The following is a 26,436-nucleotide window of genomic DNA, read 5'->3' as shown; positions in this document are numbered from 1 at the left end:
TTCCCCATGGAACAGTTTACCAAAGATTTAACCAAAACTCTATTATCAAATGGCGATGTTAAAGAACTTTTTCGCCAACAACTTGAAAAAGCTATTAATCAAATCTTACAAGCTGAGTTAACTTCGTTACTCGGTTATGATCCTTATGAACGTAATGGTTTTAAGGCTAACAATTATCGGAATGGTCAATACTTTCGGTTAATTGATTCCGAATATGGTAAGTTGAAAATTGCTGTGCCGCGTGACCGACAAGGCAAGTTTCATAATCATTTACTTCCAGCTTATTCTCGTCGTCAAGATGCTTTAGAAACTACAATTATTCAACTTTACTCTAAAGGTGTTACCACTCGTGAAATCGCTGATTTGATTGAGAAAATGTATGGTTCTTATTATTCAGCTACAACTGTTTCTAACATTACTGCTCAAGTAACTGAGCAGATTGAAGCTTTTCATCAACGAACCATTAAAGCAAACTATGTTTGCTTATTCTTAGATGCAACTTATTTACCTTTGCGTCGTGACACAGTTCAAAGAGAAGCGGTTTATATTGCCTTAGGAATTACACCCACTGGAATTAAGGAAGTTCTTGATTATCGCATTGCACCCAGTGAAAATGCTGAAGTCTGGTCGGAAATGGCAGCAGATCTTAAGCAGCGAGGGCTTAAACAGGTTCAATTAATTATTGCGGACGGAATGGTCGGACTTCAACCAGCGCTGTTACATGCTTTTCCTAAAGCAAAATTTCAAAGATGTTTAGTTCATGTTATGCGTAATATTAGTACACATGTCCGTTTAAAAGACCGTGAGGTCATTTTAAATGATTTCAAACAGCTTCATTCGGTAACTAATAAAACTGAAGCTCATAAAATGCTTGCCGATTTTTATAGTACTTGGGAAAAGCAATACACAAATCTGATTAGTCACATTAGGTCAATTGAAAAGGAATTATTAGCTTTTTTGGCTTTTCCAGCCGCAATACGCCCAACCATTTATTCAACAAATATTATAGAATCGCTAAATAAAAAGATTAAACGCAAGACTAAAGCAAAAGAACAGTTTCCCAATGAAAAATCATTAGACAATTTCATTGGAGTGCAAGTAATTAGTTACAACGAAAAGAACTTTAATCGAATTCATCGTGGATTCGGACAAGTTAAGGATACATTAGAATCACTTTTCGACTGAAAAGATTTAATTTTATGGAGAAAGGGCAATCCCTTTTTACACAAACTTCTTGACACTCCCCGCTCTCAGTTACAAAAAATTGAAAATAAAAAACAGTTAAATATTTATTTTTGTTCAAAATAGTAATCATTAAGTGTGAAGCTAGAAATTGGCGTAATATGAAGTTTGTACTTTTCAACAAGATCAGTAATTCTACGACCATCAATTAAAGTAACCGACTTACTTCCTTGAACTGCCTTTCTTTTAGCACTTTCCGTAAAATGAGTAGTAGTTATAAAAATGCCGTATTCTGCATTAAAACTATCCATCACACCTTTGAATTTATCTATTTCCGGTTCAGAAACAGCCGAATCTGTGTACTTTTTAGATTGAATAGCTGCCCTTGAAGTTCTAAATTCATCAGATTCAAAATAACCAAAACCGTCAATGCCATGGTCGCGTGACATAATTTTTCCTCGAGTGTCGTCTACCACAACACCCATATGTGAAATCAATAAACGTGAAAAGCTTTCAAACTTTTGCGGAGTAAATAATTTAAGCTGACTCAGTAGTTCTGCTTTCCAATTATCACTTTCCAAATCTTGATTTTCTTCGTCATCAACTATCTTTTCTGGAGTTTTTGGCGTTGCAGTATTAGCTTCTTTCTTAGTATGTTTGCTCCTTTTCTTCCAATATGAATCAATCATTTCTTGTTCTTTTATAGTTGGAAATTTAGAATGCCTTTTAGCTCTGCCTTTTTCAGTTAAAACAATATCCTGACCCCTTTTAGGACTTTCAATATATCCTGTTATAGCAATATTATTTATTCCAAAATTAAACAAAAAATCAAATGGAACGTACTTATTACCTGACTTTGACACTACAGGCTCAAAAACTTCATCGTAAGTAAATCCGCTATCTGGATTATTAGCAATTGATTGTTTCAGTTTATTTTTTGAGGCTGATCCGCCTAAAAGTTGCAAAGCATCTAATATTGCTTTCTCTACTCCTTTTTTGCATATCCGCTCACTTTCATATCCCCCTATAATTTATATATAAACTAAGTATAGCACTTTGAAAGCAATCTCTAATTCCAAAAAAATAACGCTTGGGAACAGCGAAAGTTAGAGAATGTTGTGGATGTTAACTCCGGTAAAGATTACAAGCACTTAAAAAAGGGGCATATTTCCGTTTACGGTACAGGTGGTTATATGCTGAGTGTTAACGAGGCACTATCCTATAATCAGGATGCAATTGGAATTGGACGAAAAGGTACAATTGATAAACCTTATGTATTACAAGCTCCATTTTGGACAGTTGACACACTTTTTTATTCAATTCCTAAAGATGAGCAAGATCTAAACTTTTTATTTGCGATTTTTCAGAGTATTCAATGGAAGAAATATGATGAATCAACGGGAGTACCCAGTCTGTCAAAGAGTACGATTAACAATGTTAATGTTATGATTCCTAAAATTGAAGAACAAAAGAAAATAGGGAGTCTTTTAAAAAGACTTGATAACCTTATCGCTCTTCATCAGCGTCAGCCTTTTTCGCCAAATAATTAACTTAATCCTGAAAGTGACCGCATTACTAAATCAACGTCCTGATTCTCTAATTCCTGAATAATATGAAGATATGTCTTCTGCGTAGTTGTCATACTTGCATGCCCTAACCTTCTAGCAACACTCGCAATTGAAACCCCTGCAAACAATAACAATGATGCATGTGTATGTCTCAATCCATGAATCGTGATGACTGGCACCTTCGCCCTTTTACATGTTCTTTCTAAAACACCATTTACAGTTGAGTTGTACACTTTAGCTCCTTTGTGCACAAAAATTGGTTCGTTTTCTGGTAATTCCTTGATCAACTGTGAAAATTGAATAACAGTTTGCCAATCAAGCTCAACTTTTCTTGCTGATGACCTATTTTTTGTTGGTAAAAAGCCGCCCTTTCCTTTATAATCCCAAGTTTTATTGACAACAACCACTTGGTGAGAAAACTCAAAATCTCCAGGTGTTAACGCCAAGGCTTCTGAAAAACGCATTCCCGTTTTTGCGACTAGCAATATAAACCAATTCCAATCAAGTTCATTCCCCAGTTTTAAATTTACCAATACAGTATGCAATTCATATTGATTTAAATACTTTGGTTTCTTTGGCCTAGGGGTCTTACCCTTTATAATTGCTTTACGTGTTGGATCACGTTCTATTAACCCCTCATCAACAGCATCCAATATTGCGCCCTTTAATTGATGGTGAAAGTCCATTGTTGTTTGTCGTTCGTGATTTTCAGCATATTTATTCAGCAATTTCTGATAAGTAATACGTGTTAGATCACAGATCTTAAGTTCTGGAACTAACTTAACTAACCACTGTTGAGTCATTAAGTATTTGGCCATCGTAACCTTACGAATAGCCCCTTCTTTATACACAGTAATCCATCGTTCATAATAAACATGAAAAAGCTCATTTTTTTCTGTTGGATCTGCCATGGTATTATCCTCCTATTAAAGTGGCTGACGCTCATGAAGGAGGACAAGCTGTTAACCCGATTTTATCAAGCACACCACATTCAAACAACATTTATTAAAGGATTCTATATTAAAAAGACCGAGATATTGTATCTCAGCCTTCTTTTCCAAATCAATCATATTTTTGTCTAATTTGCACCATCCACTTAGGAAGATCTTTGGTTAACTTTATATTATGCATTAACATATTTCCAGCAGACTTATCAGTTGCTTTGTTAAAATCAACTCGGCTAGTAATTTCATCGATATAAGGTACAACATCCGGTTCAGAAATGGAAAAGGCAGAAACAGAACGATTTAGTAATTCTGAATCGATTCCTCTTTCCTGTGCAAATTCATCAACTTGTTTTTCTTCTAAGCTCTTTTTCCATTCATCATAAGCATCATCAAAATTAATATCACCTGACAAATGCCCTGGAACAAGTTCTTCGTCAACAAACTCTCTTAATAATTGAGCTTGATCATCTTGCCCCATATTACTCAATTCTCGAATTTGTTCTGAAATGATCCTCAATGTTTCATTATCGACAGTTTGTATACCGTTTTTCGTTTCAACTCTATCACCAATTAAATTTAAGATGTGAGCTGCATCAATAACTTGAGTACCAGATAACTTAGTTCTTCCAGTAAGTTGTTTAATTTCAATTGGTGGGTCATCATCTGGACCAACACCCGTAAAAATGTTCTTATATGCACCCACATACTGTAACCACTCATGTTCTGTGATACCAAATGCATCATCATCCCATTTAAACTCATAATATTGCTCAACAGTATTAACTTTGTCAGCAGTAGCCTTGAAATTTGCTTGGAAATTTGCTTTTCCGGCTTCATCATCTTTTAATTTTTGCCAATCTGTTGGATCTGGTAAGATTGGTTTCATTTGTTTTACGGAGAGTTCAAGCTTTTTAACTGCATTTTTATAAACATCAACAATCGCTTTATTACTTGTTCCTCCACTGCCATATAGTTTTAAAGCAGTATCCACTGTATTTTCAGTAATCTTAGGGTATTGAAAATTAATAATGGTCCCAAACTCTTTAACTGCTCCAAAAACACGGTTCGTCCTAGAATAAGCTTGAATCAATTCTTGAAGTTCCAATGAACGATCAACATACAAAGTGTTCAGCCTTTTTGAATCATATCCTGTCAATAACTGATCAGCTACAATAACTAAATCAATATTTTTCGAATTTCTGCCACTACCCCCACGTTTTGCACGTTCTGTTAAATCTTCAAAATAGGCATCTCCACCCTGTTTTTGATTACCAGCTTCAAAATGTAATCCTGTAAATGCCTCGTAATCCGCAAACATTTCATTGATTATTTCAGGAGCAACATTATCGGGATCATTTTCGTTTCCAAAACTAAAAGTCATTGCGACGTTGATTTGCTTATTCCGACTTTCCAACTGTTTTTTAAACTCTCGATAATAAGCAATAACTCTACTTTTATAAGCAACTGTTAAGATACCGTTGAACTGTTTTAACTGCGACTGATTTTCCCAGTTATCTAGCATTTCTGTAACTACCCGTGGAATATGCGTCTCATCTTGATAGACCAAAACACCATCCTCAGCCGCTTGTTGTTCAACCTGTAAATCAGATAAAATCTGAACTGAACGTTCTAATTCGCGATCAGATAAGTCTGGATGTTCTATTTTCTGTCGCTCAATTATTTGTTCACGTAAATCTTCATAGCTTGTAAATTCACCAGTATTAATATAATCCACATGAAAACCTAAAACATTGCCATCTTTGATGGCCTCTTCGATCGTATAGCGATGTAATTCAGGGCCAAAGAGCTTTGTTGTCGTATTAATAACTTCGCTTTTTTTATTAACTTTACCCTTCACATTATTTTCTTCAAACAATGGCGTGCCTGTGAAACCATAGAATAAACCATATTTTCTGAAATAATACTTGATGTCACCCATCATTTGTCCCATAGTTGTGCGATGAGCTTCGTCAATAATAAAGACCATCTTTTTTTCAGCTAAACTCTGATCATGATTTTCATTAAGCTCTTTTACTAATGAATTCAATTTAAAGGTCGTCGTAACAACAATTCCAGTCTTTAGTGACCGTAACTGTTTTTTAAGTTGATATGTTGAATTAGTATCATCAACATCAACTGATTCATAAGCAGAATATGCTTTAAAACTATCAGAAGTATTACTATCAAGTTCCCGTCTATCAACCAAGAAAACTACTTTATCAAAACCTCCACGAGTTGAGAGAAATAAAGCAGTTTTAAAACTAGTGATGGTTTTACCTGAGCCAGTAGTATGCCAGATGAAGCCCCCGTGAGGCCCGACACCTTTATCATCTCGTCCGAATGCAGCTGCCTCAATTGCTTGTAAAGCATACACTTGATAAGGTCGCATTAGCATATGCTTTTGATTTTCTTGATCATTAGCTTCATCGATCACCAAATAATCGCCAACCATTTGGTGTGCCATTGGAATTTTTAATAATGTTTTAGTAATTGTTTTCCAATTATTAATTGGTCGATTATTTTCATCCGCCCAGTGAAAAACAAAGCTGGGATTAAAATCATCAACCGATTTTGGAGTCGCAAAATAACGTGTTTCAATTTCGGAAGTGACCACCATCATTTGCGAAAAAGCCATAAAATTATTGCTATATTCGCCATCTCGATAGTATCGTTTAAACTGACCAAAGGCCTCATCTAAATTTTTATCGGTTCGTTTCTGTTCAATGTTGATCAATGGCAAACCATTGATCAACAAAACAATGTCAAAGCGATTATTATTAGGCGTTCTAACTTCACGCGCAATTTGATAAGAAGAGTCGCCCCCACGTACTTCTGCCTTTTTAAAAATTGTTAGTGTAATTTGCCTTCGAGTAACATTTAAATTGTCGTCCCGATATATTCCATCAATTTTTCCAGTAGATTCTTCGATCGACAGAAGTTTAGCAGCTTCGTAGCTATTACTGATCTGACTAACTTTAGCTAATACTTGATCGAATTCTTCGTCTGTTAGCGGCACACCTTCCAACTGATCAGCATTGATACGGTTCAATTGCACTCGCCAATTTTTTATTAAATCAGCGACTGTAACTTCATGTGTATTACCATTTAATTCTTCCATGGCATCCCACTTATATTCAGCTAAGGCCTCAACAAAGTTTTGTTGAAATGTCCTTTCAGAAGCATCTTTAACAACTTCACTCACTTCACTGTCCCCCTTTTTTAAATTTTCGAATATACTTACGCTAAATTTAAACGAACATCTCATTCAAGTATGCTTGTTTCAAATTTTGCAGCTTTTCTAACTGTTGCTGATGAAGAGCGATAGTGTCATCTAACTTCTCAAACATATCGCCAATCACTTTCTGTTCAGATTCCTCGGGTATCATCACCTTGATATCTTCAACATCGGAACCATTGAAACTTGGTAATGCTCCGACTTGAGCAAATCTAGATAATCTTAACTTTTCGAATAATGTCTTACCGAAATAACGATTCCAAGAAGAGTCAAACAAATAACTCATCATGTTATTATCAATTAAAAAAGAAGTATCGACAATTCGCTTTCTATCGAGGAATATGGCTGCCCCTACTTTTGCAAATACAACACCACTATTTTGGGGGTTAATGGGATTCCACTTATTTTCTTTAAGTTGAGAGTCACTTGCGTAATTGTTGGCATTCATCATAACAACCTCATTACCTGGGTTGTTCATGTCTGATACTTTATAAAATGGAGTCCCTTGCTTACCTCCTTGTTGAGCATCTGGAAATCCAATTCCAGACTTAGCCTTGCCAACTTCACCCAACTTACGCTCTTCCCAATCATCAGTAAATCCAGAAAATCTTCGTTTCGGCTTACGCTCTCCTTCCGCAGGAAACATTTCCGTTAAATAAGCAGATTTTAATTTTTTTAACTTATCATACTTACGCTGATGAAGAGCGATAGTCTCATCTATCTTTTTGAAGAATGAACCGATTTTTTGTTGTTCTTCAAAATCTTTTGGAAAAGATACTAATGTTTTTTGTAAGTTTCCTTTACTAATTGATGATACTTTTGAACCCTGAATCAGTCTCAAAAGTTGTCTATGATAGGTATTTGAATTGATATAATATCCTAGAAAAAATTCAGCTTTTTTATCTTTTGATCTTGCAACTATTGTATGTAATCCTGCTACGAGATTTTTTTCAGTTAAACCATTGACTTCAACAGCTTTTCCAACAGTTTCATCTTCAGCTGCATCAGCAAAAATCAAATCGCCGTTCTCGAGCAAACTAGATTTATATTTTTCTAATTTACCACCTGTGATATATGGAATTTTATCATTTTTAATATTTAGAATGGCTGGATATTTAATCAATATATCTCCATAGTGAACGCTTTTAATATCGCCTTCATCATAATTTAACAATGCTCTAGATAATGAATTTGTAGACACAGGAAAATTAAAACATTCATCAAACTTTCGCTGTTCCCAAGCGTCTGCATTTTCGAACTCCTTAAAACGTCTATAAGGCACATTTTTCTGCTTATCGGCCATTATTTCACCACCAATTCACTTAAAAGACTTTCAAATTCACTTTCAACTTGCTCAGTTTCCTTTTCAAGGTCAGATAAGGTAGTTGAATAACGAGTATTTAACGTTTCTAAAGTTTGTAATTCATTTTTCAAAGGAGCTTGAACTAGATTAACTATTTTAGTTTCAATACCACCGAACCACTTTTCATAAACCAGACTATTTACTTCTTCATTAGTCAAGTTTTCGATTCGTTCATAAACAGCACCTTGAAGCTCTTTTTCTTGATTTTTTATTTCTGTATTTAGCTTTGATTTCTGATTCATTAAGGTCGAAACTTTGTGCAACAATTGATATTCGTCTGACCCTTTTTTTGCTTCTTTAAGTTCAGCTTTGATTTTTTTATTGTCGAAAAAATCTTGTGGTTCATCATCTTTGTTTTTCTTTATGGAATCATATAGAATACTATTTTCGTCACTATCTTCAACTTTAGCCGCCTCAACTAACTCGCTAAGTTCACTTTCTGTTGCGGTTAACTGCTCTTTACTATCAGCGATTTTTTGAACTAGTTCAGAATATAAATTCTTAGCGATCAAATCATTTGGCACGATTGCACCGATCCAACCGTCTTGCTCTTCATGTTTCTTTTGCCCCGTACCTTTAGTGACCATATTGGGCTCACGTGTGCGTCCAGCAGTATAAAAGCCCATCCCGGCAATTAGTTCTGTATCATTGAACAAGGTATTTTTCCAAATTTCGGCAATAATTTGATAACCAGCATAAGCATCTAGGTAATCAAACTTTGACAATATTTGTTTAATCTCTGCCAACATTTCGTCACGTAGGTCTTCTAGCTCTGTTTCACTGTCGACACTAATTAATTTTCCCCAAAATTTCTGTAGATATTCGGTAACTTTACCCTCAACTTCAGCAGACTTGTTTTTAACCCTCTCATCAGCTAAAACTTCTTTTGTCAAATCATCTACTGACTCATTCAATTCAACATAGCCTTCACGTAATGGAGTTAAAGCATTATCTAATACATCTTTAACGATTGAGTTCAAAACTTTCAAGTCAGCAATATTTTTCATTGGTATTCCACCTAACAAGTGACCGTCAACATCTTGAGGAATTTCACTATCCATAGCTTCTACATAACGCGGGATATTTAAGTTATATTCATTTTCAATAATTTCTTTTCGGTCTGCTAAATGACTGTAACCAGCGACTTCAATTTTATCAACATAAGTATCAACGATTTGTGCAATATCTTTTTCTCGTAAAACATTTTGTTTACCGATCTTCACAAAATGTTCCGATGAGTCGACCAACAATACTGGATCAGACAACTCTCGATTTTTCTTTAAAATCATAACACAAACTGGGATACCGGTATTTGTAAACATATTGCTAGGCAGTCCAATAACCGCGTCAACATAATTTTTCTCTAACAAACGCTTACGGATCTGACCCTCTGTTCCGCCACGGAATAAGACACCATGAGGCAACACGATCGCCATTGTCCCTTTTTGTCCTAAATGGTATAAACCATGCATCAAATAAGCAAAATCGCCTTTAGAATCTGGAGGTAAAACCCCAAAATCAGCAAAACGCGGATCACTAACTTTAAGCGGCTTATCTTCATGCTTATTCCACTTAGAATCAGAGTAAGGTGGATTCATTACGACTGCATCAAATTGCACACCTTCCTCTGGCCTTTCTGGATCTTCAGGCCAATCCTCAGCTAATGTATTCCCATTTTTAATATCCATATTTTCTGGTCGAACACCATGCAACAGAAGGTTCATCCGCGTTAAATTATATGTTTCCGTAATGAATTCTTGGCCATAATAATGCAAGTCACGTTGCGCACTCTTATTTAAATGCTTACCCACTGTTAAGAGTAATGAACCTGAACCAACTGTGGGATCATAAACTGACGAAATGTTTGACGATTTAACCACGATCTGTGCTAAAACTTCACTGACTTGACGAGGAGTATAAAATTCTCCTGCCTTTTTACCAGCACTAGAAGCAAATTGACCGATCAAATACTCGTAAGCATCGCCCAAAACATCTCCATTTTGCAAATCAACCATATCCAGATCTGCAAAAAGCAAAATCAAGTCTTTGATGTTTTTACTACGTTTATTTAAATCATTTCCTAACGCTGAATCTGTCAAATCAATGATGGAAGTTGAAAAGAGCCCCTTAAAATCATCGGCATCGCCTTTGATCTCGATATTACGCTCAAAAGAGTTCAAGCTATCCATGACCTTTTGTAATTCAAAGTCACCATTTCTAATATCTTTGACCCATGTTTGATATAAATGTTCTGGTAAAACATAATAACCTAAAACTTTTTGAATCATACCAGACAAAGTATCTCCTAGTTGTTGATAGGCCTCTTCGTATTCCTGAACATTATTTGCACTTTTGGAAACTCCTGCTGTCGACCGAAATGTTGCCAATGTCTGATCACTCAAGAATTTGTAAAACATCAGACCTAACATGTAATCTTTATAGCGACTAGCATCCATCGAACCACGTAGATCATTAGCACCGTCCCATAGACGACGTTTAATTTCTTCTGAAGTAGTAATCATTATGTATTTCCTCCATGTATCAAGCTATTATTTCTCATGTAAATAAAAATATACATCTATTTTTATTTTAGCATTTTGATATCAGCTAAAAAAGCATCTTCTGGTATTATCTTGCCAGAGATGCCTCTTCAATCAAGAACAACAATTGTTATCGTTCATTTAAATACTTAACTGAATGCATATATTCTCATCTAGCATTGACTCCATAAACATATGACACATAACAAGCGAAGTCACCGATCCTTTTACGCGCTTGCACAGGGTTAAACGTCAATTCTTCATACCAGCTACTTTCTAAGTCATGCTCATCCAAATAACGTTTGACTATGTTTAGCGTATGAATGACGTTATCATGCTGGCTTGTTCGTTGATCATCCATTTCAGCTCGTTGTTCATTTGACAATAACAGCCATTTTCCACGCATTGCTGCATAAATCACCGAAGACTGCAAAAAATCTGACCAATAATTTTCTACCTTTGGGCCAGCAATTTCAATCAAACCAACTAATTCACTATAAATTTGGTCTGCCTCTTCAAACTTTAAACCACTTTTCTTTTTCTCGAAGTCCTGATATGTATAAAGTTCCATTTGGCTCCTCCTCATAAATTTAACTCATGGCTAACTTCTAAAAACATTAAAGAATTTACTTCATTGTATCAAAAAAACGAGCTCCGTTTAAAAGAGAACTCGCTTCATTATCTATATCTTATTTAACGTGCAGCAATCTTCTAAGTGATCCAGCCCTAGATCCAAGAATCTTGTCGGCCACTCTGGTTTTTAATGTTAGCCAGGCATAAACATAAGCCCCGCCGCCAACTGCCAAGAGTAATACCAAGACCGCCATGAACCGGCTGTATTTATTCAAGACAAGGCCCAAACCAAAGACGATCGCTAAAACAACCGCAAACATGATCAAAGAAAAGACTGTCACTTGGTTGAATCTCTTTAACAAACGATCGAGATCTAAGCCGAATTCGTAATAAACATAGCGGACCATCAAGATCCCAGAACAGGCTGTACCGATCCCTGTAGCTATGACAGGACCATAACCATGCAGCCAAACTGTCAATGGGACTTGCAAGATCAGCTTGATCACCAAACCAACGACTGTATATTTGATCGCGATCTTATTACGATAGACCCCCTGCAAGACTGAGGCCATCAGTGAAAATAAGCCCAGTGCTAAGGCAGTATACGCCGAAACGCTCATGATATAAATACCCAAATGCTCATATGAATAAAACAAAACATACAGTGGACGTGCCACGGCTGCCATTCCTAAGGAGGCAGGCAGCATGATAAAGAAAAATAATTCCAATGTATCAGTGATCTGGTCTCGTGTACCTTCTTGATCACCCTTCGTGACAAACTCCGACAAAAGCGGGATCGCCGTGGAAGCCATCGCGATCGCCAGTGAAACGATGATCATCACTAATTTGTTGGCATTCCCTGCAAACAGCGCGTACTGTGCGTTGATACTATCCAAGGTAAAATTAGTGACCTTTTGCATGATCGGTTGGAAAGTATACTGATCAAACAAGTTATATAAGGTCATCGAAATGCTGACAAAAATAAATGGGATCGACTGATAGATAACTTCTTTGATCAGTTCACCATCTGAAACCGAAAGCACATTAGCACTACTGTCTGCTAAATTATCAAACCAAGTCCGCTTTTTTAAATAATAAAAGACTAACAAGATGATTCCGCCGATCGCCCCGAAAAAGGCTCCGAGTGTTGAATGAACAACACCTAGTTCATAATGACCGTTAAAGACTTTCATGATCAAGTATGTAGCGACTAACATATAAACGATCCGTACGACTTGCTCAACTAGTTGTGAGATCGCCGAAGGAGCCATATCCTGATAACCTTGAAAGAAGCCTCGGGCCAAGCTCATAACTGGGATCAAAATCAAGGCCAATGATAACGAACGATAAATTGGCACCATGCGTGGATCGCCTTGCGAGATCCACGGTGAAATAAACCACAACAACCCTGCTGAAAAGATCCCTAATCCCAACATCAACAGCATCGTTTTTTTAAATAATCGTCGTCCAACTTGGTATTCATTTAATGAATTGTAATGCGAAACTTGCTTTGCTACCGCCGAAGGGATTCCCGCCGTAGCGATCATGATAAACAAGCTGTAAACAGTATATCCTTTAGTGTACAAGGCATTAGCCTGTAACTTGTCACTACCAAACCAGCCGTACCACGGAATAATATAAATTGCTCCTAAAATTCGTGAAAAAATACTGCCCGCTGTCATCCAAGCGGACCCTTTCAACATCTTTTCTTTAGCAGTAGGTTCAGATCCAGCTGGCTTGAGCTGTTCTTCACTTGACTGGACCTCACGTTCACTCATCAAAATAAACCTGCTTTCTTTCCAGTTAATTTGACATCACCTGCACACGACAATGCCACCGTTCTTCATCAATAACATTAAATTTACATTCACAACTATTCTATAGAAGTTGCCGTTGATTAGCAATGTTTCTTGAAAAACATTATGAAATAATAAAGAAAATCGCCTAAAAAAATAGAAGTACCCAAAGAGTACTTCCATTCAATCATCTTACTTTGTTCACATAATTACTTGCCAACTACAATATTGACTAACTTGTTAGGCACAGCGATCACTTTCTTGATCTCCTTATCAGCCAATTCTTCTTTGACCTTTTCATCAGCTAAGGCAATTTCTTGCATCTTATCTCTGGAAGTATCACGCTCGATATCCAAATGCTGCCGAACTTTACCGTTGACCTGAACGACGATCTGGACTGAGTTATCAACTAACTGAGTTTCATCGTAGCTTGGCCACTGAGCATAGGTGATCGTGCCGACATGACCTAATCTGGACCATAGTTCTTCAGCGATATGCGGTGTCAATGGAGCCAACATCTTGACAAAGCCTTCCATGTATTCCAAAGGCAAAGAATCCTGCTTGTAACAATCATTAACAAAGACCATAAAACTTGAGATCGCCGTATTGAAATGCAATTCTGCGAAGTCTTCTGTGACTTTCTTGACCGTTTGATTATAAACTTTATCTAACTTATGATCGTTGATCGTTGTTACACGGTCACGCAACTCGCCTTCGTCATCGATCAGCAGGTTCCACACACGTTTGATAAACTTATGTGCCCCATTCAAACCGTCTTCACTCCAAGCGATCGAAGCATCAAGAGGCCCCATGAACATTTCATATAAGCGCAAAGTATCGGCACCATATTGTTCTACGATGTCATCTGGATTAACCACGTTCCCCTTAGACTTGGACATCTTTTCGTGGTTATTACCCAAGATCATTCCTTGGTTGACCAACTTCTGGAATGGTTCCTTAGTTGGCACGACTCCCAAGTCATACAAGAACTTGTGCCAGAAACGAGCATAAAGCAAATGCAAGACAGCATGTTCAGCACCGCCGACATACAAATCGACCGGCATCCATTGCTTTAATTTTTCATAGTCTGCCAAAGCATCCTTGTTAGTAGGGTCAACGTAACGTAAGAAGTACCATGAACTTCCTGCCCATTGTGGCATAGTATTAGTTTCACGCTTGCCTTTACGTCCGTTTTCATCGACAACATTGACCCAATCATCCAGGTTAGCCAGTGGGCTTTCACCAGTACCTGACGGCTTAATGTCTTTCGCCTTTGGCAACAAGAGCGGCAATTGATCTTCCGGCACTAAGGTCGTTTCGCCGTCTTCCCAGTGGATCACAGGAATCGGTTCACCCCAATATCTTTGCCGTGAAAACAACCAATCACGCAAACGATAGTTGACTTTCTTTTCACCGATTTTCTTTTCAGTGAGCCAAGCGATCATCTTGTCGATCGCTTCTTGCTTGCCGAGGCCATTCAAGAAACCGGAATTAATGTGTTTGCCATCGCCCACATAAGCTTCCTGTGTAACGTTGCCTCCTTCGATGACTGGTGTGATCGGCAGGTCAAACTTCTGCGCAAACTCATAGTCACGTTCATCATGAGCCGGAACGACCATGATCGCACCAGTTCCGTATGAAGCCAAAACATAATCGGCGATCCAAATTTGGACTTTCTCGCCGTTCGCCGGATTGATCACATAACTCCCAGTAAAGACACCCGTCTTGTTCTTAGCCAGATCAGTCCGTTCCAAGTCGGATTTATGTGAAACTTCGGCCACATATTTTTCAACTGCTTCTTTTTGTTCAGGGGTCGTTAACTTTTTGACCAGCTCATGCTCTGGTGCCAAAATCATACAGCTGGCACCAAAAATCGTATCTGGGCGAGTGGTGAAAACTTCGATCTCATCATCATGATCTGCCACTTTAAAGCGAATTGACGCACCAACTGAACGACCGATCCAATTACGCTGTTGTTCCTTAATTGCTTCAGGCCAATCCAAGTCATCAAGATCATCGATCAAACGGTCGGCATAGGCCGTGATCTTTAAGACCCACTGGCGCATTGGTTTATGAATAACAGGAAAACCGCCGCGTTCCGTCTTGCCATCGATCACTTCTTCATTAGCGACGACTGTCCCGAGATCTGGACTCCAGTTAACGGGAACTTCAGCTTCATAGGCCAAACCTTTTTTATACAATTGTTCAAAGATCCATTGCGTCCATTTGTAATAACTAGGGTCTGTGGTATTGATCTCACGGTTCCAATCATATGAAAGACCAAGCGACTTGATCTGACGGCGGAAATTATCCACATTAGTTCGAGTAAATTCACGTGGGGAATGACCAGTATTCAAAGCATACTGTTCTGCAGGCAACCCAAAGGCATCCCAACCCATTGGATGCAAAACATTGTAACCTTGCATCCGTTTCATGCGTGCAATGATATCCGTTGCCGTATAACCTTCTGGATGTCCAACGTGCAAGCCTTGTCCAGATGGATAAGGAAACATATCCAGTGCATAATAATTTTTCTTAGCAGGATCTTCAGTTGTTTTGAAGGTCTGGTGTTCTTTCCAATATTTCTGCCATTTTTTTTCAATTTGTTTATGATCGTAAGCCATTGATCAAAGACTTCCTTTCCTATTTGTCAAAATAAAAAAATCCTATACATACTCCCCCAAAAGAGGAAATGTATAGGACGAATTACTCGCGGTACCACCTAAATTTCGGCAAAATGCCGACACTCAATTTCATAACGGGAAATACCGTTCTTGTTTACTCTGTTCAACAAGAAACTCAAAGGTGAGTTCAAACTGATAAGTGTTATGCTCACACCGCCCGCATACTCTCTGTATCACTGCTCAGTCCTACTGATCCTTCTCAACGTTAATATTAACTATTACTATAGCAAATCGCATTTTTGAATGCAATAGCTGAATCAATTTGAATTATTTTAATTTTAAAGTCTGACCGACATAGATAGTATCGGAAACCAGGTGGTTCAATGACTTCAGCTGGTTGACCGTCATTTTATTTCTAGTAGCAATCCTCCATAAAGAATCATGAGCCTGAACAACATACGAACTTTTTTGCGCAGCTGAAGCCGGTTTTGAAGTAGTTTTATTGATCGAGGCGCGCCCCTGGACTTTCAAGGTTTGGCCAATATAAATGACGCTGCCTGTCAAATGATTCAACTGACGCAGTTTTGCGATCGTGGTATTATGTGCATTCGCGATCGACCACAAACTATCATTTTTCTTGACCACATAAGTTCCATTAGTTTGTTTGTTGGCAGTGGTCGTCTTAGAACTCTGGTTATTATTTTGCCCAGTATGAACTTGACTGCCCTTGACCTGCAGTTTTTGACCGACACTGATCAAATCACTCGTTAATTTGTTTAACGATTTTAAAGCAGAAACCGTCATATTATGTTTTTGCGCGATTGCCCATAAAGAATCCCCCGACTTAACGGTATAAGCACCTGCTGTGTTGCTTTGACCGGACTGCTTTTGGTCTTTATTAGGCTGTGATGTCTGCGAAGTTCCTGGTTTAGACTGTGATTTCAAAGTCAGCTTTTGACCGACATAGATCAAATCAGAACTTAACTTATTGATGGATTTGAGCTGCGCCACGCTCAAACCATGCGAATGCGCGATCGACCACAACGAGTCATGTGCCTTTACGGTATAGTCTGCTTGCTGTTGCTGCTTGGAATTGTCAGCGGCTGGCTTTTGTGAAGTTCCACTGGTTTGTTTACCTGGTTGTTTATTCGCCCCAGAAGCACTTACCTTAAGTGTCTGGTCAACATAAATTATATCCGATTTAAGATTGTTCCAAGCCCGTAAATTAGCGACCGTCGTTTGATACTTCTGAGCGATCGACCACAAACTATCCTTCTTTTGAACCTTGTAGGTTTGCGAATTCGAATCTGCCGGTTTTGACTGAGTTGGCTGATTAGGCTGCGAATTCGTTGGTTTTGAAGGCTGTGAATTTGCAGAACCATTATTGCTTGCAGTTGAACCAGTCAGTTTCAATTTTTGGCCGACATAGATATTGTTGCTCGTCAAATTATTCAGTGATTTTAAACTAGCGACCGTCATCCCATGAGTCGTTGCAATATGGTATAATGTATCCCCTGATTTAACGGAGTATTGCCCGTTAGCTGTTGGAGTCGTGCTTGTGTTGCTTGGCTGATTATTTTGACCCGAATTGGCGTTAGGCAACGTCGTTGAAGTATTACCAGTCGAACCGGTCTGGCTATCATATTTTTTCAAATTATAATTATTGATGATATTCTTCAAAGTAGCAGCGTAAGTCGGCGAAGTGGCGTATGTGCCGTAGACACCGTGAGCTAAATTATCTGCAGCTTGCTCAACACTTGCGGTCTTACCAACAGTCGAATTAGGAAAATGCCCCACAATCAAGTTAGCATAATTATTCAAACTTTCAGTGTAACTATTATATTTCTGGAATTTAGCCGAAACTGTATGATTAGACCCGCTATAATATTCATTTGTATTCATTTGAACAAAAGCACCATAACCATTCCACTTAACACCAAATAGATTATAAGCACTGGTTGACAGCGTACTGCTGCCCCAGCCGCTTTCTAAAGCAGCTTGCGCGATCATCATCGAGGCGTATAAACCACGCTGACGCGCAACTTGCATTGCTGACGGCGCGATTTTATCAATAAACATTTGCGGGCTGCTGTAGACAGTTACAGAACTGCGTAAAAGGCTATTGCTGTTTTCTGAAGCCGCAGCCGTGTCCTGTGAAGCAACAGTCTGATCTTGCTGCTGGCTGCTGTTGCTTTGCGGCTGAGCAGCGCTGGCTTGACTGGCAACAGACTGTGATTGTTGTGATTGTGTTTGACTTGTATTGTTATTAGCAATAGACGAACTGGCCGCCTGGGTGTTAGTAGCCGGTTGCCCGGAATTATTGTTGTTCACTGCTTCTGCTGAATCATTATTGTTGTTATTAGCTTGACCGTTTGCAACTTGCACAGTTGAATCAGCCAGTGCCTTAGTGCGGCTCAAACCAATACCAGCTGTCCCCATTATGACAGTTGTCCCGATATATGTAGTAGCCTTCTTGACTGATTTAAAATTTTCCGTAAATTGAAGAGCTTTTTCCTGCTCAATTCTTTCTTTTCTCTTTTTCAAATCTTTAACCCCCTAAAACGAGATTTTGCAACCATATAACTTTGTGTTTTAAAAAAGTGCGTAAGACGCATTAAAACCCCTATACAAAATAATTATGTTAGTTTTAATTATATCATTGAAGTACTTAAAAATGCACTAAAATTGTTTCAAAAAAAACAGCCCGATAACAGGCTGTTTAACGTTTTACTGTAAAACTCTTATTTAGCTAATTTTGCTTGTAATTCTGCAACTTTGTCAGTGTGTTCCCATGGTAATTCAATATCAGTCCGTCCAAAATGACCATAGGCAGCTGTTTGCTTATAAATCGGACGACGAAGATCCAACATTCGAATGATCCCTTCTGGACGCAGGTCAAACACTTCACGGATCGCATCAACTAATTCTTGATTCTTAACTTTCGCCGTGCCAAATGCATTAACAGAGACTGACACTGGTTGAGCTACACCGATCGCATATGCCAACTGTACTTCGATCTCGGTCGCCAACCCGGCAGCAACAATATTTTTAGCAATGTAACGTGCAGCATAACTTGCAGAACGATCAACTTTCGTAGCATCTTTACCTGAAAATGCACCACCACCGTGATGAGCATAGCCACCGTATGTATCTACGATGATCTTTCTACCTGTTAAGCCGGCATCGCCTTGCGGTCCACCGATAACGAAACGGCCGGTCGGGTTGACAAAATATTTAGTCTTGTCATCCAATAACTTGGCTGGGATCACTGCCTTGATCACGTGTTCCAACACATCTTGACGGATTTGAGCTAAAGTAACATCTGGTTTATGCTGCGTTGAAACAACAACTGTATCAACTCTAAACGGTTGATCATTGTCGTCATATTCTACAGTTACCTGGGCCTTGGCGTCTGGGCCGAGATAAGTTAGTTCGCCGGATTTACGCACAGTAGCGATCTTACGCATTAACTTATGGCTCAAAATGATAGGCAATGGCATTAACTCAGGTGTTTCACTGTTAGAATAGCCGAACATCATACCTTGGTCCCCAGCACCGATCGTGTCGAGTGCATCCGAATTATCTTCCTTGCTTTCAAGCGATGAATCGACACCTAAAGCAATATCTGGTGATTGCTCGTCAATGGCGGTCATCACAGCACAGTTATCACCGTCAAAACCAAATTCATTGTCTACATAACCAATGTCTCTGATCGTTTGACGGGCAACTTTTTGGATGTCGACGTAAGCTGAAGTAGAAACCTCTCCCACAACTACAACTAAGCCGGTTGTAACTGTTGTTTCCACCGCAACACGCGCATTTGGATCTTGCTCTAACATTGCGTCTAAAATACCGTCGCTGATTTGATCAGCGATTTTATCTGGATGTCCTTCAGAAACTGATTCTGAAGTAAATAAATGTCTTTCTGACAATTTTGATTCCCCCACTATCTTTTAATAATTGGTTACAAGGCATCTTCATCAAACATGAATCCTCTCGGGAATGAGTTGTAACGATAGTATTTTAACATAAAAAATTCTAACGTACACTTTATAGAAAATGATCAGCACTATTGGACACAAAAAAACGGGACTTTGTCAAATAGTGTTGATGGCCCATAGAATTCTATCTTTATGGTAGGGTTCTTTTTTTACTGCCATAGCTAGATTAAAGTGTTTGGGTTGGGAGGCAGGTGCGGGTCCGAAGCGTAGCGAAATGGGCCCGCACCTGCCTCCCACAGTGTTGACCTAAATTTTTTATCTTAGGCATGGATCAATTTGATGCGGATAAAGAAATGCCTTAAGTTACTGAATCCGTAACAGCTACGTTTAAGTTCTTTGATCTTGCGATTGATCCCCTCTAACGGCCCATTAGAGTAGTCATAGAGACAAGCGTTCCTGATCCCTAAGTAGTTCTTTTGAATGGTCCTCATGACGGTATCCATTTCAGTACCATTGGGACGGTAGTTCATAACTAATTGTTGTAAAGTAGCCCGATCGCGGTTGCGAATAAAGGTTAAGATCGTTTGATAGGTCTGATAGTTTTCTGCGAACTGTGGAAAATTCTTGAGTCCCAGATCGACCACATTTTGGGCAGTCGTGTATTCATTTAATCCCCGATAATATTTAACCTGGGAGGTCTCAAGTTGATTTTCAGCTAAGTGGAATAAGCGCCAGTTGCTTTTTAAAACTTTATAGTTGCGGTCGTGGTGGTCGTTGATCCCTTTTAAAACACGCAGCCGTTCATGGTCAAGTGCCCGACCCGCTAACTGAACAATATGGAAACGGTCAAAGACGATCAGGGCGTTAGGAAAAAGACGACGGACGAAAGTCTGATACTGCGCATTCAGATCCATGGTCACCAGTTGAACTTTTTGACGCTCAGAAAGTGTATAAGTATTGGTGAAATACTCGCGGATCGTCTGCGAGAGACGATCTGGCAATAAGGTGACCAAATCATGGGTTTTTGCGTCAATGCAGATAAAAGAAAAGCAGTTCTTAGTTGAACGAAATTCGTCAAAACTGAGAGCTGTCGGCAGCTCTTTGGGCGTTACTAAAGCTCGCTGATCCTTATACAAGATCCGTTGAACCGAGGAAGCTGAGATTCCCACGGTCTGGCTGATCGTTTTGACTGGCAGTGAGTTCTTAGCCAAAGTCGCGATTTCGTGGACTGCTTGGCGGGTGATCGAGTGCCGAGGTGGAGCGAGCTGCGTCTGCGCGCTAAAAGTATGGTGGCAAGTCCGGCACAGATAACGCTGTTTGCGCAAGTTCATGCGGAGCGGTTGTTCACCTAGGCTGGGTAGTCTCATCTTGGTCAGGCGGGTCCCATTCTGAACAAGATTCGTGGAACCACAATTAACACAGCGTTCGACGGGGTAAGTCAGCGTAGCTGAAAGCAGTTTTTCGTGAACTCCGGCCTGTGAAAAATCAGTACAAGCTGAAATTTTGATATTTGGGTCTTGGATATTGAGTAAATTTAGGATAGAATCAGTTTGGGACATCATTTATACCTCGCTTTGATTTGGTTTTATCGCTTTAATCATAGCATATGAGGACAAATGATGTCCTTTTTTGTACAAAAATAGTGCTGATGATTTTACCATCAACACTAAAAAGTGTAGACCCAAAAAAACCGCTCCAAAAGGAACGGCAAATTTATATCGTCACAACGGTCCTAGCCGGATTTGAACCGGCGATCTCCTGCGTGACAGGCAGGCGTGATAAACCCCTACACCATAGGACCAAAAAATTGCGGGAGCAAGATTTGAACTTGCGACCTTCGGGTTATGAGCCCGACGAGCTACCAGACTGCTCCATCCCGCGATAATATAAAATATAAAAAAGTGACCCGTACGGGATTTGAACCCATGTTACCGCCGTGAAAGGGCGGTGTCTTAACCACTTGACCAACGGGTCATAAAGAAACGGAGAAGGAGAGATTCGAACTCTCGCGCCGTTTTACCGACCTACACCCTTAGCAGGGGCGCCTCTTCAGCCACTTGAGTACTTCTCCAATGGGCCTAAATGGACTCGAACCATCGACCTCACGCTTATCAGGCGTGCGCTCTAAACCAGCTGAGCTATAGGCCCATAACAACGACAACTAAGTCGTAAGCGGGTGACGAGAATCGAACTCGCGACAACAGCTTGGAAGGCTGTGGTTTTACCACTAAACTACACCCGCATTTTATGAAAATGGCGCGGGACGGAATCGAACCGCCGACACACGGAGCTTCAATCCGTTGCTCTACCGACTGAGCTACCGAGCCATCAATGCTAAACCTGAGCAAATGCTCAAACTCAAGCGGTCCTAGCCGGATTTGAACCGGCGATCTCCTGCGTGACAGGCAGGCGTGATAAACCCCTACACCATAGGACCGAATTGCGGGAGCAAGATTTGAACTTGCGACCTTCGGGTTATGAGCCCGACGAGCTACCAGACTGCTCCATCCCGCGATAATATAAAAAAGGAGGATAAGAGATTCGAACTCTTGCGTGGTTTTACCCACCTGACGGTTTTCAAGACCGTTCCCTTCAGCCAGACTTGGGTAATCCTCCATAATAAGTTCCATACGATAAAAATCCATTGAAACTATGGACCTTGTAGGACTCGAACCTACGACAGGACGGTTATGAGCCGTCTGCTCTAACCAACTGAGCTAAAGGTCCAAGCTCTGGTATGAAAATCGCGGCAGGGGGGATCGAACCCTCGACCTCCCGGGTATGAACCGGACGCTCTAGCCAGCTGAGCTACACCGCGATAAAAAACATATGAATCGGGAAGACAGGATTCGAACCTGCGACCCCCTGGTCCCAAACCAGGTGCTCTACCAAGCTGAGCTACTTCCCGATTAAATGCACCCAGTAGGAGTCGAACCTACAACCTTCTGATTCGTAGTCAGACACTCTATCCAATTGCGCTATGGGTGCATAAAAAATAAAAAAATTAAAATGCCGAGGACCGGAATCGAACCGGTACGGTGATCACTCACCGCAGGATTTTAAGTCCTGTGCGTCTGCCTGTTCCGCCACCCCGGCAGTATTTTGACAAGCGGAAGACGGGATTCGAACCCGCGACCCCCACCATGGCAAGGTGATGTTCTACCACTGAACTACTTCCGCATATGCCGACTAGACGATTCGAACGCCCGACCCTCTGATTACAAATCAGATGCTCTACCAACTGAGCTAAGTCGGCAAACTGATAAACACAACTTTATTAGTTTACCAAACCGATAACCGCTTGTCAAGGTTATCATGGATAAAAATGAGTCGTGACAGGCTCGAACTGTCGACCCTCTGATTAAAAGTCAGATGCTCTACCAACTGAGCTAACAACTCAAGAAAAATGGAGGATACAGGGCTCGAACCTGTGACCCTCTGCTTGTAAGGCAGACGCTCTCCCAACTGAGCTAATCCTCCAAAAACAAAGCGCGACAGCTACCTACCCTCACAGGGGGCGATCCCCCAACTACTCTTGGCGTGACGAAGCTTAACTGCTGTGTTCGGCATGGGAACAGGTGTAGCCTTCGTGCTATCGCCACCGCACTTGTGTTTTTTTCTTTGAGAGATCCATTCCCTCAAAACTGACTAACATTCATTTCTTGCTGCTTTTATCTGACCGAGCCCACACACGCGACTCGTTGGTTAAGTCCTCGACCGATTAGTAATGGTCCGCTCCATGCCTCACGGCACTTCCACTTCCATCCTATCTACCTGATCATCTCTCAGGGGTCTTACTTCCATAAAGGAATGGGAAATCTGATCTTGAGGCGAGTTTCGCACTTAGATGCTTTCAGCGTTTATCTCATCCACACTTAGCTACCCAGCGCTGCCTTGGGCAAGACAACTGGTACACCAGCGGTGTGTCCATCCCGGTCCTCTCGTACTAAGGACAGATCCTCGCAAATTTCCTACGCCCGCGACGGATAGGGACCGAACTGTCTCACGACGTTCTGAACCCAGCTCGCGTACCGCTTTAATGGGCGAACAGCCCAACCCTTGGGACCGACTACAGCCCCAGGATGCGATGAGCCGACATCGAGGTGCCAAACCTCCCCGTCGATGTGGACTCTTGGGGGAGATAAGCCTGTTATCCCCAGGGTAGCTTTTATCCGTTGAGCGATGGCCCTTCCATACGGAACCACCGGATCACTAAGCCCGACTTTCGTCCCTGCTCGACTTGTAAGTCTCACAGTCAAGCTCCCTTCTGCCTTTACACTCTGCGAATGATTTCCAACCATTCTGAGGGAACCTTTGGGCGCCTCCGTTACCTTTTGGGAGGCGACCGCCCCAGTCAAACTGCCTACCAGACACTGTCTCCCGCCGGGATCAACCGGCGCGGGTTAGAGTGTTCATACAACGAGGGTAGTATCCCACCACTGCCTCCAACGAGACTAGCGTCCCGTTTTCTACGGCTCCTACCTATCCTGTACAAGTTGCACGAACACCCAATATCAAGCTACAGTAAAGCTCCATGGGGTCTTTCCGTCCTGTCGCGGGTAACCCGCATCTTCACGGGTATTATAATTTCACCGAGTCTCTCGTTGAGACAGTGCCCAGATCGTTACGCCTTTCGTGCGGGTCGGAACTTACCCGACAAGGAATTTCGCTACCTTAGGACCGTTATAGTTACGGCCGCCGTTTACTGGGGCTTCGATTCTGAGCTTCGCTTGCGCTAACTCATCCTCTTAACCTTCCAGCACCGGGCAGGCGTCAGCCCCTATACGTCATCTTACGATTTTGCAGAAACCTGTGTTTTTGATAAACAGTCGCCTGGGCCTATTCACTGCGGCTGGTCTGTCGACCAGCACCCCTTCTCCCGAAGTTACGGGGTCATTTTGCCGAGTTCCTTAACGAGAGTTCACTCGCTCACCTGAGGATACTCTCCTCGACTACCTGTGTCGGTTTGCGGTACGGGTGATCAGATCCTCGCTAGAAGCTTTTCTCGGCAGTGTGACATGACTTCCTTCGCTACTTAAATTTCGCTCCCCATCACAGCTCATCTACCACCAAAACAAGCCTTTCACTCGTTTTGCGACTCGCTGCTTGGACGTGCAATTCCAGCTGCACGCTCCGTTAGCCTCCTGCGTCCCTCCATTGCTCAAACAGATCTGATCAGTACAGGAATCTCCACCTGTTGTCCATCGCCTACGCCTTGCGGCCTCGGCTTAGGTCCCGACTAACCCTGGGAGGACGAGCCTTCCCCAGGAAACCTTAGTCATACGGTGGGTCAGATTCTCACTGACCTTGCGCTACTCATACCGGCATTCTCACTTCTAAGCGCTCCACCGGTCCTGACGGTCCGGCTTCTTCGCCCTTAGAACGCTCTCCTACCACCCGACCTGACGGTCGGATCCACAATTTCGGTAATGTGTTTAGCCCCGTTACATTTTCGGCGCAGGATCACTCGACTAGTGAGCTATTACGCACTCTTTGAATGGTGGCTGCTTCTGAGCCAACATCCTAGTTGTCTGTGCGATCCCACATCCTTTTCCACTTAACACATATTTAGGGACCTTAATTGGTGGTCTGGGCTGTTTCCCTTTCGACTACGGATCTTATCACTCGCAGTCTGACTCCCGGAACAAGATCAGTGGCATTCGGAGTTTATCTGAATTCAGTAACCCAAGACGGGCCCCTAGTCCAAACAGTGCTCTACCTCCACGATCCTTAACTTCCGAGGCTAGCCCTAAAGCTATTTCGGAGAGAACCAGCTATCTCCAAGTTCGTTTGGAATTTCACCGCTACCCACACCTCATCCCAGCATTTTTCAACATACACGGGTTCGGTCCTCCGGTGCGTTTTACCGCACTTTCAACCTGGACATGGGTAGGTCACTTGGTTTCGGGTCTACGTCAACGTACTCGTGCGCCCTGTTCAGACTCGCTTTCGCTGCGGCTCCGGTCTTTCCACCTTAACCTGGCACGTTAACGTAACTCGCCGGTTCATTCTACAAAAGGCACGCCATCACCCCTTAACGGGCTCTGACTACTTGTAGGCACATGGTTTCAGGAACTGTTTCACTCCCCTCCCGGGGTGCTTTTCACCTTTCCCTCACGGTACTGGTCCACTATCGGTCACTAGGTAGTATTTAGCCTTGGGAGATGGTCCTCCCGGATTCCGACGGAGTTTCACGTGCTCCGCCGTACTCAGGATCCTGGACTGAGGAAAAACTGTTTCGCCTACGGGGCTGTCACCCTTTCTAGCCGGCCTTCCCAGGCCGTTTGACTACAGTTTTTCTTGGTAACTCAAATGTCCAGTCCTACAACCCCAAGAAGCAAGCTTCTTGGTTTGGGCTGTTCCCCGTTCGCTCGCCGCTACTGAGGGAATCGAAATTTCTTTATTTTCCTGCAGGTACTTAGATGTTTCAGTTCCCTGCGTCTGTCTTCCACCGGCCTATGTATTCAGCCGGCGATAATAACTCGTTACAGTCATTGGGTTGCCCCATTCGGAGATCTCCGGGTCATTGCTTACTTACAGCTTCCCGAAGCATATCGCAGTTAGTCACGTCCTTCATCGACTCCTAGTGCCAAGGCATCCACCATGCGCCCTTCCTAACTTAACCTCTCATTTATCAAAGATAAATGGGTCATGAGTTTGCGTTTAA

Annotated in this window: 12 protein-coding genes, 19 tRNA genes, 2 rRNA genes, 1 pseudogene, 1 riboswitch and 1 other annotated feature; of the genes and pseudogenes, 2 read left to right on the top strand and 32 right to left on the bottom strand. The window is 41.2% G+C overall.

The window, feature by feature from the left end; genetic code table 11:
- The first annotated feature begins 6 nt into the window (after positions 1-6).
- Complete coding sequence (locus BQ5903_RS04740) at positions 7-1,185, top strand: IS256 family transposase (protein ID WP_057785074.1); 1,179 nt, start codon at positions 7-9, stop codon at positions 1,183-1,185.
- Between the two features lie 104 nt (positions 1,186-1,289).
- Here the strand turns inward: BQ5903_RS04740 and BQ5903_RS04735 are convergent, their stop codons facing one another.
- On the bottom strand, positions 1,290-2,147 hold the full coding sequence (locus BQ5903_RS04735) for a restriction endonuclease (RefSeq protein ID WP_231920921.1): 858 nt from the start codon (positions 2,145-2,147) through the stop codon (positions 1,290-1,292).
- A 135-nt stretch (positions 2,148-2,282) separates the two neighbouring features.
- On the opposite strand from BQ5903_RS04735, the pseudogene BQ5903_RS04730 reads away from it, so the two are divergent.
- Positions 2,283-2,732 (top strand): annotated as a pseudogene (locus tag BQ5903_RS04730) (restriction endonuclease subunit S); the annotation flags it as partial.
- On the opposite strand, the gene BQ5903_RS04725 reads toward BQ5903_RS04730, so the two are convergent.
- The 31 genes from BQ5903_RS04725 to BQ5903_RS04575 form a co-directional block, all read right to left on the bottom strand.
- Positions 2,729-3,661, bottom strand: a complete 933-nt coding sequence (locus BQ5903_RS04725) for a site-specific integrase (protein WP_079578980.1) — start codon at positions 3,659-3,661, stop codon at positions 2,729-2,731. The pseudogene BQ5903_RS04730 and the gene BQ5903_RS04725 sit on opposite strands and share 4 nt — an antisense overlap.
- A 151-nt stretch (positions 3,662-3,812) precedes the next feature.
- On the bottom strand, positions 3,813-6,899 hold the full coding sequence (locus BQ5903_RS04720; RefSeq protein WP_079578978.1) for a type I restriction endonuclease subunit R: 3,087 nt from the start codon (positions 6,897-6,899) through the stop codon (positions 3,813-3,815).
- 46 nt (positions 6,900-6,945) lie between these two features.
- Positions 6,946-8,235: a restriction endonuclease subunit S gene (locus BQ5903_RS04715; protein WP_056971822.1), complete on the bottom strand. Its 1,290-nt coding sequence runs from the start codon at positions 8,233-8,235 to the stop codon at positions 6,946-6,948.
- Complete coding sequence (locus BQ5903_RS04710; protein WP_197684887.1) at positions 8,235-10,817, bottom strand: type I restriction-modification system subunit M; 2,583 nt, start codon at positions 10,815-10,817, stop codon at positions 8,235-8,237. Before BQ5903_RS04710 ends, BQ5903_RS04715 begins: the two co-directional genes overlap by 1 nt.
- A 187-nt stretch (positions 10,818-11,004) precedes the next feature.
- Positions 11,005-11,406, bottom strand: a complete 402-nt coding sequence (locus tag BQ5903_RS04705; protein WP_010499776.1) for a hypothetical protein — start codon at positions 11,404-11,406, stop codon at positions 11,005-11,007.
- A 118-nt stretch (positions 11,407-11,524) separates the two neighbouring features.
- The gene (locus BQ5903_RS04700) at positions 11,525-13,186 is read right to left on the bottom strand and encodes a putative polysaccharide biosynthesis protein (protein WP_010499774.1); all 1,662 of its coding nucleotides are present in this window, start codon (positions 13,184-13,186) and stop codon (positions 11,525-11,527) included.
- A gap of 227 nt (positions 13,187-13,413) precedes the next feature.
- The gene (gene leuS / locus BQ5903_RS04695; RefSeq protein WP_079578976.1) at positions 13,414-15,828 is read right to left on the bottom strand and encodes a leucine--tRNA ligase; all 2,415 of its coding nucleotides are present in this window, start codon (positions 15,826-15,828) and stop codon (positions 13,414-13,416) included.
- A 70-nt stretch (positions 15,829-15,898) separates the two neighbouring features.
- Positions 15,899-16,100: a binding site (T-box leader), on the bottom strand.
- Between the two features lie 55 nt (positions 16,101-16,155).
- A complete protein-coding gene (locus tag BQ5903_RS04690; protein ID WP_079578974.1) occupies positions 16,156-18,372 on the bottom strand; it encodes a LysM peptidoglycan-binding domain-containing protein in 2,217 nt (738 codons plus the stop codon).
- A 197-nt stretch (positions 18,373-18,569) separates the two neighbouring features.
- Positions 18,570-19,760 carry a methionine adenosyltransferase gene (gene metK / locus BQ5903_RS04685; RefSeq protein WP_079578972.1) on the bottom strand — a complete coding sequence of 397 codons (1,191 nt, stop codon included), beginning with the start codon at positions 19,758-19,760 and terminating at the stop codon, positions 18,570-18,572.
- Positions 19,758-19,846, bottom strand: a riboswitch (SMK box riboswitch). It overlaps the preceding gene by 3 nt.
- A 243-nt stretch (positions 19,847-20,089) precedes the next feature.
- Positions 20,090-21,331 (bottom strand): ISL3 family transposase, encoded by a 1,242-nt coding sequence (locus BQ5903_RS04680; protein ID WP_079578956.1) that lies wholly within the window; start codon positions 21,329-21,331, stop codon positions 20,090-20,092.
- Between the two features lie 165 nt (positions 21,332-21,496).
- Positions 21,497-21,570, bottom strand: a tRNA-Asp gene (locus tag BQ5903_RS04675).
- A gap of 6 nt (positions 21,571-21,576) precedes the next feature.
- Positions 21,577-21,650 (bottom strand) — tRNA-Met (locus BQ5903_RS04670).
- 21 nt (positions 21,651-21,671) lie between these two features.
- Positions 21,672-21,743 (bottom strand) — tRNA-Glu (locus BQ5903_RS04665).
- Between the two features lie 9 nt (positions 21,744-21,752).
- Positions 21,753-21,840, bottom strand: a tRNA-Ser gene (locus tag BQ5903_RS04660).
- 2 nt (positions 21,841-21,842) lie between these two features.
- A tRNA-Ile gene (locus tag BQ5903_RS04655) sits at positions 21,843-21,917 on the bottom strand.
- A gap of 23 nt (positions 21,918-21,940) precedes the next feature.
- Positions 21,941-22,011, bottom strand: a tRNA-Gly gene (locus BQ5903_RS04650).
- A gap of 12 nt (positions 22,012-22,023) precedes the next feature.
- Positions 22,024-22,096, bottom strand: a tRNA-Phe gene (locus BQ5903_RS04645).
- A 36-nt stretch (positions 22,097-22,132) separates the two neighbouring features.
- Positions 22,133-22,206 (bottom strand) — tRNA-Asp (locus BQ5903_RS04640).
- 3 nt (positions 22,207-22,209) lie between these two features.
- Positions 22,210-22,283: transfer RNA gene (locus BQ5903_RS04635), tRNA-Met, on the bottom strand.
- A gap of 12 nt (positions 22,284-22,295) precedes the next feature.
- Positions 22,296-22,385: transfer RNA gene (locus tag BQ5903_RS04630), tRNA-Ser, on the bottom strand.
- 37 nt (positions 22,386-22,422) lie between these two features.
- Positions 22,423-22,496, bottom strand: a tRNA-Ile gene (locus BQ5903_RS04625).
- 17 nt (positions 22,497-22,513) lie between these two features.
- A tRNA-Met gene (locus BQ5903_RS04620) sits at positions 22,514-22,587 on the bottom strand.
- 16 nt (positions 22,588-22,603) lie between these two features.
- Positions 22,604-22,677: transfer RNA gene (locus tag BQ5903_RS04615), tRNA-Pro, on the bottom strand.
- 6 nt (positions 22,678-22,683) lie between these two features.
- Positions 22,684-22,757, bottom strand: a tRNA-Arg gene (locus BQ5903_RS04610).
- Positions 22,758-22,779: 22 nt separating this feature from the next.
- Positions 22,780-22,865 (bottom strand) — tRNA-Leu (locus BQ5903_RS04605).
- Between the two features lie 12 nt (positions 22,866-22,877).
- Positions 22,878-22,949: transfer RNA gene (locus BQ5903_RS04600), tRNA-Gly, on the bottom strand.
- Positions 22,950-22,952: 3 nt separating this feature from the next.
- Positions 22,953-23,025, bottom strand: a tRNA-Thr gene (locus BQ5903_RS04595).
- Between the two features lie 70 nt (positions 23,026-23,095).
- Positions 23,096-23,168, bottom strand: a tRNA-Lys gene (locus BQ5903_RS04590).
- Between the two features lie 8 nt (positions 23,169-23,176).
- Positions 23,177-23,249: transfer RNA gene (locus tag BQ5903_RS04585), tRNA-Val, on the bottom strand.
- 9 nt (positions 23,250-23,258) lie between these two features.
- Positions 23,259-23,375: ribosomal RNA gene (rrf, locus tag BQ5903_RS04580) — 5S ribosomal RNA — on the bottom strand.
- Between the two features lie 95 nt (positions 23,376-23,470).
- Positions 23,471-26,394, bottom strand: a 23S ribosomal RNA gene (locus tag BQ5903_RS04575).
- Between the last annotated feature and the right edge of the window lie 42 nt (positions 26,395-26,436).

It is taken from the genome of Ligilactobacillus acidipiscis (assembly GCF_900116935.1).
GTDB classification, from domain to species: Bacteria; Bacillota; Bacilli; order Lactobacillales; family Lactobacillaceae; genus Ligilactobacillus; species Ligilactobacillus acidipiscis.
Note: the sequence above shows the minus strand (reverse complement) of the source record. Positions and strands in the feature narration are given on the sequence as shown.

Coding starts and splice junctions, on each gene's coding strand:
- BQ5903_RS04740 (WP_057785074.1), top strand. CDS start 7: ATGGAACAGTTTACCAAAGATTTAACCAAAACTCTATTATCAAATGGC.
- BQ5903_RS04725 (WP_079578980.1), bottom strand. CDS start 3,661: ATGGCAGATCCAACAGAAAAAAATGAGCTTTTTCATGTTTATTATGAA.
- BQ5903_RS04715 (WP_056971822.1), bottom strand. CDS start 8,235: ATGGCCGATAAGCAGAAAAATGTGCCTTATAGACGTTTTAAGGAGTTC.
- BQ5903_RS04710 (WP_197684887.1), bottom strand. CDS start 10,817: ATGATTACTACTTCAGAAGAAATTAAACGTCGTCTATGGGACGGTGCT.
- BQ5903_RS04705 (WP_010499776.1), bottom strand. CDS start 11,406: ATGGAACTTTATACATATCAGGACTTCGAGAAAAAGAAAAGTGGTTTA.
- BQ5903_RS04700 (WP_010499774.1), bottom strand. CDS start 13,186: ATGAGTGAACGTGAGGTCCAGTCAAGTGAAGAACAGCTCAAGCCAGCT.
- leuS (WP_079578976.1), bottom strand. CDS start 15,828: ATGGCTTACGATCATAAACAAATTGAAAAAAAATGGCAGAAATATTGG.
- BQ5903_RS04680 (WP_079578956.1), bottom strand. CDS start 21,331: ATGATGTCCCAAACTGATTCTATCCTAAATTTACTCAATATCCAAGAC.